The sequence below is a fragment of the Nevskia soli genome, assembly GCF_903970205.1.
Taxonomy (GTDB): Bacteria; Acidobacteriota; Terriglobia; order Bryobacterales; family Bryobacteraceae; genus Bog-113.
In genome coordinates this window covers 1-8,844 of sequence record NZ_CAJCHS010000094.1, presented here as the reverse complement: position 1 = coordinate 8,844, position 8,844 = coordinate 1, and the positions used below count along the sequence as shown (strand labels likewise).

The following is an 8,844-nucleotide window of genomic DNA, read 5'->3' as shown; positions in this document are numbered from 1 at the left end:
TGGAATTCAAGCTGGCTGGGAGTCAAGCCGTTCAGCCGGATCATTAACTTCCTTCGATCCTGCTGCAATTCGTTGAAGGCTGTCCGCCATTCCTGAAGCACGCGATTCCTCTTTCCTTATGACTACCATGGATGGGTGTCTGACATCCGCGCCATGCTAACCGGCGGCGATCGGCGGTCGATCGGGAGGGCGGACGAGGCGGTGGACCTTGTCCGTCTTTACCCTGGGAGAACCGCGGAACTGATCGAGTGTCTGTGGGATGTCGACGCTTGTGTCTCGATGCGGGCGGCCGATGCTCTGGAGAAGGTTTCTCGCGAGAATGTAGCCCGGCTTCAGCCTTATAAAGGGGCTCTGTTTGATCTGTTCGCTGAAGCAAAGCAGAAGGAGATCCGGTGGCACTTGGCTCTTATTATTCCTCGAATGCTACTAAGTACGGCGGAGTTCCTACGCGCGGCTGAGATATTGGAAAGCTATCTGGAGGATCGCAGCTCCATCGTCAAGACGTTTGCGATGCAGGGATTAGCGGACCTGGCACTGCGACATACCAGCTTACTTCCGAGGGTACTGGATTTGATCCGTACACTTACCCGCACGGGCACGCCAGCCATGCGGGCCCGAGGAAGAATCCTTTTGAAACAGCTAGAAGCTACTGAACCGCAACCGTAACATTCGATGCGGAACTCGCGCCGCCAATAGTCAGGACAACCGGCAAGTTTCCGGGCGGACTGCCTTGAGGAATCTGCACGTTGATCTGGATAACTCCCGCGCTGAAGTTCGGGGCGGCGCCGCAATAGGCGACAGTTGCCGGGGCGCCGGCGATTGTGACGGAACAGGCTCCGGCCGGAACAGGATAGAGACTTAGTGCCAGTCGGCCGTCGACTCCCGGCGGGTTCGTTTGACCTTCACCCGTCGCATAGAGTACGACGGTGTCGCCCGCGTGGGCCGGGTTGGTGGATGAATTGACCGATAGGTTCTGGTTGAGTATCGCGCCTTGTCCGGTGCCGTTCCCATCGGTGAACAGTCCTGGAACCGCGGGGGCGACGGGGATGCTGAAGGGGGCTGAACGGACACCCTGATACTCCACTTGAACATAGGCGGTCGTCGAGAGAGCCGCTTCGTAGGGAATAACCGCGGCAACCTGGTCCGCCAGCGTGTAGATCATCGGAGCAACGTATCCATTGACCAGCACGCGCGTGCCGCTGATGTTCTGGGTCAGATAGGCGCCGTTAGAACTTAGCTGCGCGCCCGCAATCGTCGAAGGGCCCATATTAGATCCGAAGATTGTCACGATTTCACCGGGCGAAACTGCGGATGAGGCATAGGAAGCCGAGTTAGTGACCGCGGCAACTACGGGCTGCGGGACGGGCAGGGCGCCGGCTGCTTCGGGCAGGACAAGCAGCGTCATGGAACGGGCGGGGAAGGTGGTCGTGACACCGGCACTGTTAGCGGCGATCGACGGCTGCTGGACAATCGCGCGAAGATTCGCCGAGCTATAGGTCCAAACCTGAGCCGTTCCGGAAGATTGGAAGTTCGCGATGGAGACGGGCGCCGATATGTCGGAGGTGCTCTTATTCAGAACCAGAATGGTCAGCGCGTTGTCGGATCGCTGCGCGGCGAAGATAGATAGCGTATCGGGATCGGTTGTTGTGGCCGAAATACCCGTTTCGCCGAACTGATTCCCTTGTCCGTCGTAGTTCAGAAAGATCTCGAACGAGAAAACCGCCGGGTCAGGCGGCGCGCCGTTGCCGGGATTCGGGTTGGGCGGGCCCCACATGCAGCCCATGTCCAGTCCCTGCTGCCCGAAGATGCCGAGAATGTCGGCCTCGGCGATTGCGCCGGTGATATCGTTCGTCGCGCCCCAGTTATATTCGGTGATCGCGGTCTTTGTGCCGGGGTAGTAACTATTCACCCAGCCGATCATGCGCGGGACTAACTCGGGAGCTTCGCCGTTCGGATACTGCTGCGTGGGAGTTATCGGGTACGTGTTATTGAGTCCCGGCGGCGGCACGTAGTTCGGGTCCCAGAAGACGCGGGTGGATGTTAGCCGCAAGGTGTCTGTCGTCGGATCGCCCGCGTTATTCGTCAAGGTAATCCCATTAGGCGCGATGTAGCCGTGAACGTCCAGGTAATCGAGCAGACGGATTCCGTACTGCTGTTCATACTGCTGGGCCTGCTGCAGATACCATTCCACCAACGGCAGGCCGCCGTGGGCTTGCTGATCTTCGGGGTTGTCATAGAACTGATAGGGCGCCGTGCTCCAGCCATCGTGCATATCGAGCGATGAATAGAACATGCCGCTCCATCCTCCGGCCACCGGACCGCTGACCAATGCCGTCGGGTCCGTCTGTTTGATGATGGCGCCGTAGGTTTGCAACTTACCCCAGTCCTCGTCGTAAGTAGAAGGCAAGGGGTGGATATCCGCGTGAACCCCGTCCCACCACTCCGGTTCGTTGTCGATATCCCAGATCTGGACGCCGCCGCCTTGCGCGGTTCCGTAAGTCTTGATTAGGTACTCAAGCCAGGTTTGGGCGAACGACTCATCTACGGGTGTGCTGACGTCGTTGGGATCGTTAACAACCGGCGTCTTGTCGTCCGGCAGGACTCCATCGCCGCAATCCGTGGCATATGGATCGACCGCGTACTGTGCGCCGTACTTGGCCACACTGTAACTGCAACCGAAGTCCCGCGATTTCGGCAGCCAGCCCAATACCGGCACAGTGCCGAGACGCACGGTACCGGTGTTCAATCCGTTTTCGACGAACAGGTCGAACTCCGAACCGTTCGGCAGCAGCGCCGGGTTATTCGAGTACGCGTTATTGGTGAAGTACCAGTCACTGGCCGAGTTGATCGTGTCGAGTTGCCAGTTATAGCGGCTCGTGGCATCGCCGCCCCAGCGCCTCACGCCGGTGCGGACCAGGTTGGCCAGACCGTTATCGCTATAGTCATCGATGCCGTAGATGAGCGGACTGATGGGATGGCGGTTCGCATTTGCGTCCACCGCCAGAGTCGGAACGCTTTGCGCGGACGCCGAAAGAACTACAAAGAATAAAGACAGGGCACGCCCGAGGTGCATGGGCGCATTATATCTATTCTACTCGGCGAACACGGCGCGCAGGACGGGACGAACGGCCGGTTGCTCCAGCACGCGCATGACTGCGAGAAACGGCATGACGATCATCGGTCCGGCGGTTCCAAAGAAGAATGAAAGCGGGCGCGTGACACCCTGCTCGGTCGTAAAGAAGACCCGATCGCACCAACTATGGCAGCCGTCTTCGCGGTCGCGATCGTGGCGCAGGATATCCCAGGCGGTCTCGAACTGCCGCAACCGCAGCGGCTCGCGATATTGCGGCATGTAGACCACCGCGCTTAACTTGTCGCGACGCACTTCAGCGATGAACTCCTCCCATGTCTCCGCGCGCGTGAGATTGACGTTCGCGTTGGGCTCGCGCCCGTGGCGGTCGCCGCCCGATATCCCAGGCAAATCATAGCGCTCAGCTAACTGGAGCACCCGATCGTTCTCGCCCGCGGAGCGCAGACCGTTCAGTTCGAGCGCATGAATCCAACGTCCGAAGCGCGTCAGGAAAGCTTCAATCAGTGCGGTGTGTTGGGCCGTGCCGATCAGACCTTCATCCCACAAGGGATGATTGAGAACGATCAATACGTCTTCGCAGCGATGTAGCGCTTCTAATCGCTCGCTAAGTTGAGAGATACGCGGGGCCGCGGTAAACCGCTGCATTTCGGACACCAGGGCCCGCGCTTCGGAACGCGGCAGGTTGTGGATGCCGAGGTGGACGAAAGACGGCTTGAGCGGGACGGTCCATTCGATGGATACCGGCCCGTCCACGTCGAAGCCGGCTTCGCAATTATCGTGATCGGTAAGTGAAACCAGGGCAGGCAGGTGCAGGCGGGTTTCGATCTGCCGGGCTTCGAGCGCTACCGCTCGCGCGGCGCTCAGCGGCGGCGTCCAATAGGCGCGCCCGCAATCGAGAACATTTCCAGTGCGCGACAGGTACTGGAATTCGGCCGCTCGCATGACGCGCCCCAAGAACTTAGACTTGTTGGCATATTGCGGTATGATCGCCAGACTCTCATGCGAGTGGGAGGTGTGACTATGCAGAGAAACCGCGGCACGAAAACCATCGGCGACGCGTGGATTTTGCCAGAGGTTACTTACGTTCGTGTTCCTCATCTCCTTGAACGTACGTGCGAAGACGTTACGAACCGATGAGAGCGGAGTGAAGACTTAGTTCACTGTTGTAGTGACCGCTCCGTTGCCGTCGCGGCTCGGTAACCTTACTTGGACTGAACTTCGTATAGAGTCCATGAATCGTTGTGGAAAACAGGCGCGCGGCCGGGCCACTCAGCGCGCGGGAGCGCAACGTAACTTATCCCGAGGGCACGGTACCGCTCCGGTACGAGTAAATTGTGCATCGTGGCTTGCCATCTTTGCCACCACTCTTCTCCGAATCCGGGTAGGTAATTAACCTGGCCGCCTTCTTTCCAATCGACATAGACCGGCTGTAGCGCTACCGCACGAAACCACCCTGGCGCCCGGCTGCGTCCGGATTCAGGAAACGCGTAAGTACCGGGATGCGAATGCGCCCATTGGGCGAGCGCCGCAAGATCCGCGGTTTCGATTAAGACCGGCCGCGGATTCGAGAATGGCAAGAGGGCGCAGACGATCAGCCAACACACGGCGTCAATCCATTTGCGTGCGCGCAGCGCGAGCGACGCCGCACAAGCTGACGCGACAGAAGAAATAACGACCAGATAAACCAAGGCGCGCGCCGGTTGCACTTGGGGGCCGATGGCAAGCTTCGCTTGTTCCAGCAGGGCATAGGAAACCGGTAGACTGGCGAAGCCGGTCGCGATGAACACCGTCAACAGGACGAATGCTTCGCGGCGCGTTCGAAAGCGCAACGCGGCGAGTAGTCCCGCGGCGCCGACGAGTGCATACCGCCGGATCCTCTCTCCCCACCAGGTTGAAACATAGTCGTAAGTCGTCCGCACGCGCTGTAAGGATTCCTGAGCGGGACTTAGCCGTGCGAATAAGTGCTGCCGCGCCGAAGCTCCTTCGAATCCGGCGACGATGAGTAACGCCAGAGTAGCGGCGACTAATGGCACGAACGCGACCAGAACCCGGCGGTTGACCAGGCCGGCGGCAGCCAGCGCCACCCATAGAGGCCAGGTCGCGGGCGGATGCAAGAGCACTGCCGCCGCGGCCGCGAATCCGCCGATCCAATAGCGGCCCTGAACCACGAACCCGGTGCTGAGCAGAACCAATGGAACGGCAAATGCCCTGGGAGTGGGTTCATACTCGACGGCCAGCACTTCAGGACCAGGGAGACCGGCGCCGATTGCGGCAAACGCCGCAATGGCCAAAGCACTGGGCGGGTTGAGACCAAGACCGGCGGCGATCAGGAACACGCCCCAGACTCCGAGCGCACGGAACACGATCTGTTCGCCTTCGAGTACATTCCGCAATGGCAGTCGAGTCAGCCGGCGCAGCGCGTTGGTTAGTTCGTCATAGAGCGTGAAGCTGACGTGCTGTTGTTCGGCAACAGGATCGCCCGCCAGGGCTCCACTCCATTGCCGCTCCAGGATGGGAACGTAGATTTGCGTATCCTGCTGAAGGTAGGTGTGGCCGGGGAATACAAAGAATGAGAAGAGCGCAATCGCGCCAATAAGTAGCGCGACCACCCAGGGCTTCATTTTGCAGGTGTTTTGGCGAGCTGTTCTTTGGCCCACACGCGGTTCGGATCGATGGCGAGCGACTTAGTGAACGATTCGCGCGCTTCCGCGTTTTCCTGCTTCCTGCGCTGCGCCAGACCGAGCCACAACCAGGCTTCGGCGCTTTTGGGATCGAGTTCCAGGGCGCGCTTCAGGCTGCGGATGGCCGGATCGGGACCGCCTCCGAAAGTGGCCGGCTCATAGTAGAACCCAACGCCTTCCGCAATCCACGCCTGCGCGCTCTTGGGATCGAGTTGCTTCGCTTTGGCGATCGCATCCTGCGCGCGCTTGCCCGAGCCGATGGCGCTGAATATGTTGCCCGGAATGCCTTGTCCATAGAGAGTACCGAGCACACTATAGTAATCCGAGTGGTCCGGCTTCAACGCGATGGCTGCCTGGGCCGCGGGAATCCCGTTGGACGATGCGCGCGACGCTCCGGCTTTGTCCTTCATCTCCAGCGCGACCTCCGCCTGAATCGATACCGCGAGGGCATAGCGGTATTGCGCTTCGGCGTCTTTTGGCGACTTATCGGCGGCAGCCTTGGCATCGGCGACGAACTTATCGATCGCTGGACGATCCTGTGCATCGCGCGCCTTCATCAAGGCGGGATCGATAGCGGCCGAACTTACCGCGGCAGATATTAGTAACGCTATAAGTAACTGCTTCAAAGCTTGGCTACCTTTCGCTGGGCTATGAGGACATACACTCCCATTGTCGCCAACAGAATTCCGTTGGCGCAGATTACGGCCGGGGCGGAGAAGAACTTGACCAGATATCCCGTGCCCAGACTACCGATCGGCATGCCGCCGCGGAACGCGACGTTATAGACACTCATGACGCGCCCGCGCATTTCATTGGAAACAATCAGTTGTACCAGAGAAGTGATCATGGAGAACGCGACCATCAGCGTGGCCCCGTTCACAAACACGATAAAGCAACTTAGGATCAGGTTGCGGGAAAGGGCGAACGACGCAATGCAAACTCCTACCATGATGAGCGCGGACAACGCGATCAATCCTTTGCGCTTGACGTTGCCCATGCTGGCGACAGTCAGCGCCCCGACGATCGATCCGACGCCCGAGGTGGAAAGCAGCGCGGTGAACGCGGTCGGTCCGCCATGAAAGACGTCCCTCGCGAACACGGGGAAGAACGTCATCATCGGGAACGCAAACAGCGTCATGCCGAACGCGATGACAATCAACGCCTGCATGGCGCCCTGGTTGCGAATGAAGCCAAATCCTTCTTTCATGCTGGTTAGGATGGAAACGGCCGAGTGCTCCGGCGTGAAGCTGACTTTCATCATCCACAGCGAGAACACCACCGCGACGAAGGAGAGCGCGTTGAGCCCGAAACACCATGCGGCGCCGAGTTGTTCCAGAGCGATGCCGCCCAGGACAGGACCGATGACGCGCGCCAGGTTGAACTGAATCGAGTTCAGGGCGATGGCGTTGGGCAGATCTTCCTTGCTAACCAGACTCGGGACCAGCGCCTGCGACGCCGGCCCGCCGAAAGCCTGCGCCGAGCCCACCACGAACGAGAGCGACAGGATGTGCCAGATGCGAACGTAACCGGTGGCGATGAGGACCGTGAGCAGCGTGGCGGAAATCATCTGGATGTACTGCGACACGAGGAGCAGCTTGCGGCGGTCCATGCGGTCGGCAATGACTCCGCCTACCAGCGAGAACAGGATGATGGGGAGCTGGGCGAGGAACGCGTCGAGGCCGAGCAGGAACGCGGATTTGGACATATCCAGCACCAGCCAGCTCTGGGCGAACTGCTGCATCCAGGTGCCGATGCTGGAGGTGCAGGAGCCGATCCAGAGCAGCCGGTAATTAGGGTACGAGAACGCCTTGAAAATGCGCCGGAGCACGTCCACTAAGGAAGAGGTTTCCGGCGATGGATGAGGTGCAGGAAATTGCCGTCGCCATCTTCGAAGAAGACCAATCGATTCCCCTGATTTTCGTAAGGCTCGCCCAGAAACTTGACGTTTTTGGACTGGATTTCGGCGAGGGCCGCATCGAAATCGTCGACGGCGATGGCTAGATGGCGGATGCCGGGTGTTTTCAGGGTGGCGGAAGGCGGCGGACCTTCGCCGGGGATGATCTCGAGGAGTGAGCCGTTGGGCGCTTTGACGAAATAGTTGCCGGCGTATTCGAAGTTGATGTGGAACCCGAGATGATTGACGTACCACTCCGCCAGATTGCGCGGATCGGGCGACGCAATCGCGGTGTGCTCCAACCCTTTGAACATGAATTCAGAGTTTAACAGGGTGGGTGACATGGCCGTTCGGCATGGAGGGTTGGACGGCGGAGAGTCCAAAATGAACCGCGGTCGGGTGATGTTGTTCGCGAATTCAAAACTCAGTCACGTGGAACGGCACGTTGCTCAAAAGCGCAAAGGGCGCGATCCCCTTTGGCGCAACCACGGCTATTCTTCCGCTAGCGGCGCCCGCAGGTATGGTGGCGCCGATCTCAGACTTCGAAACCACTCGGTAAGCGGCCGGCGTGCCGTTGAATGTGACGCTGGTTGTGCCGGCGAGATCGGTCCCCAGGATTATGACGAGGTCGCCCGCGCGGCCTGAGGCCTGCTGGGCTCTGACAAACGGACCGAGGCCCAGATTTAGACTGAAAACCGTGCCGCTGCTGGAGGAGTATCCCCCGCCCGTGTCGGTACCGTAAAATTCACCGGTGGTCGCCTGCAAGAGACTCGCATTCGGGTAATTGCCGTCGGTACACGACGGCGCACCTGGGGCGCAGAAACTATGGAGCGTCGTCAATCGGCCGACGGGCGTCATCTGAAAGACCGTCCCTTCGTTGTACGTCCCGCCGTTGGCGGTGGTCCCATAGAAGTTCCCGTCGGTGCCCTGGATCAATGATGCTCCGGGGTTCGCGCCGTCCGCGCATCCGCTCCACTGCTTCCTTCTTGAATGCCTCGCTCTTTCGTTCGAACCGACCCACGCCCCCTCCCGTTTCCTGCATTCTGTGCATTTTCGCGTGTCTCAGTTTTGGGGGAAAGTCCATTTGTTGTGCAGGATTGTGCGCGGTTGTGCAGAATTTCGCGTTTTCCGTGGCGCACCAGTTTTGCGAGCGGTAGCGGTGCGGTGGAGCATTTTGG

At 59.6% G+C, this 8,844-nt stretch carries 8 protein-coding genes and 1 pseudogene; 1 reads left to right on the top strand and 8 read right to left on the bottom strand.

Going from position 1 to position 8,844, the window contains the following annotated elements; translation table 11 throughout:
- Nucleotides 1-135: 135 nt before the first annotated feature.
- A complete protein-coding gene (locus H1Y01_RS04610) occupies nucleotides 136-666 on the top strand; it encodes a hypothetical protein (protein ID WP_180539099.1) in 531 nt (176 codons plus the stop codon).
- On the opposite strand, the gene H1Y01_RS04605 is transcribed toward H1Y01_RS04610, so the two are convergent.
- The 8 genes and pseudogenes from H1Y01_RS04605 to H1Y01_RS19890 form a co-directional block, all read right to left on the bottom strand.
- Nucleotides 647-3,073 (bottom strand): glycoside hydrolase family 44 protein, encoded by a 2,427-nt coding sequence (locus H1Y01_RS04605; protein ID WP_180539098.1) that lies wholly within the window; start codon nucleotides 3,071-3,073, stop codon nucleotides 647-649. The two genes, H1Y01_RS04610 and H1Y01_RS04605, sit on opposite strands and share 20 nt — an antisense overlap.
- A gap of 18 nt (nucleotides 3,074-3,091) precedes the next feature.
- Nucleotides 3,092-4,189, bottom strand: a complete 1,098-nt coding sequence (locus H1Y01_RS04600; RefSeq protein ID WP_180539097.1) for a PHP domain-containing protein — start codon at nucleotides 4,187-4,189, stop codon at nucleotides 3,092-3,094.
- A gap of 104 nt (nucleotides 4,190-4,293) precedes the next feature.
- Entirely contained in the window at nucleotides 4,294-5,712 is a 1,419-nt protein-coding gene (locus H1Y01_RS04595) for a hypothetical protein (RefSeq protein ID WP_180539096.1), read from the bottom strand.
- Nucleotides 5,709-6,398 (bottom strand): tetratricopeptide repeat protein, encoded by a 690-nt coding sequence (locus tag H1Y01_RS04590; RefSeq protein WP_180539095.1) that lies wholly within the window; start codon nucleotides 6,396-6,398, stop codon nucleotides 5,709-5,711. The genes H1Y01_RS04595 and H1Y01_RS04590 overlap by 4 nt, the downstream gene beginning before the upstream one ends.
- Nucleotides 6,395-7,606 carry an MFS transporter gene (locus tag H1Y01_RS04585; protein ID WP_180539094.1) on the bottom strand — a complete coding sequence of 404 codons (1,212 nt, stop codon included), beginning with the start codon at nucleotides 7,604-7,606 and terminating at the stop codon, nucleotides 6,395-6,397. The genes H1Y01_RS04590 and H1Y01_RS04585 overlap by 4 nt, the downstream gene beginning before the upstream one ends.
- Nucleotides 7,606-7,980, bottom strand: coding sequence for a VOC family protein (locus tag H1Y01_RS04580; protein WP_180539093.1), 375 nt, complete (start codon nucleotides 7,978-7,980; stop codon nucleotides 7,606-7,608). Before H1Y01_RS04580 ends, H1Y01_RS04585 begins: the two co-directional genes overlap by 1 nt.
- Before the next feature lie 103 nt (nucleotides 7,981-8,083).
- Nucleotides 8,084-8,524 (bottom strand): IPT/TIG domain-containing protein, encoded by a 441-nt coding sequence (locus H1Y01_RS04575; protein ID WP_367399765.1) that lies wholly within the window; start codon nucleotides 8,522-8,524, stop codon nucleotides 8,084-8,086.
- A pseudogene (locus tag H1Y01_RS19890) lies at nucleotides 8,498-8,611 on the bottom strand (choice-of-anchor tandem repeat GloVer-containing protein); the annotation flags it as partial. The gene H1Y01_RS04575 and the pseudogene H1Y01_RS19890, both read right to left, overlap by 27 nt.
- Between the last annotated feature and the right edge of the window lie 233 nt (nucleotides 8,612-8,844).

Excerpts from the sequence above, each read along its gene's own strand:
- H1Y01_RS04605 (WP_180539098.1), bottom strand. The coding sequence starts at position 3,073 with ATGCACCTCGGGCGTGCCCTGTCTTTATTCTTTGTAGTTCTTTCGGCG.
- H1Y01_RS04600 (WP_180539097.1), bottom strand. The coding sequence starts at position 4,189 with ATGAGGAACACGAACGTAAGTAACCTCTGGCAAAATCCACGCGTCGCC.
- H1Y01_RS04595 (WP_180539096.1), bottom strand. The coding sequence starts at position 5,712 with ATGAAGCCCTGGGTGGTCGCGCTACTTATTGGCGCGATTGCGCTCTTC.
- H1Y01_RS04580 (WP_180539093.1), bottom strand. The coding sequence starts at position 7,980 with ATGTTCAAAGGGTTGGAGCACACCGCGATTGCGTCGCCCGATCCGCGC.
- H1Y01_RS04575 (WP_367399765.1), bottom strand. The coding sequence starts at position 8,524 with ATGACGCCCGTCGGCCGATTGACGACGCTCCATAGTTTCTGCGCCCCA.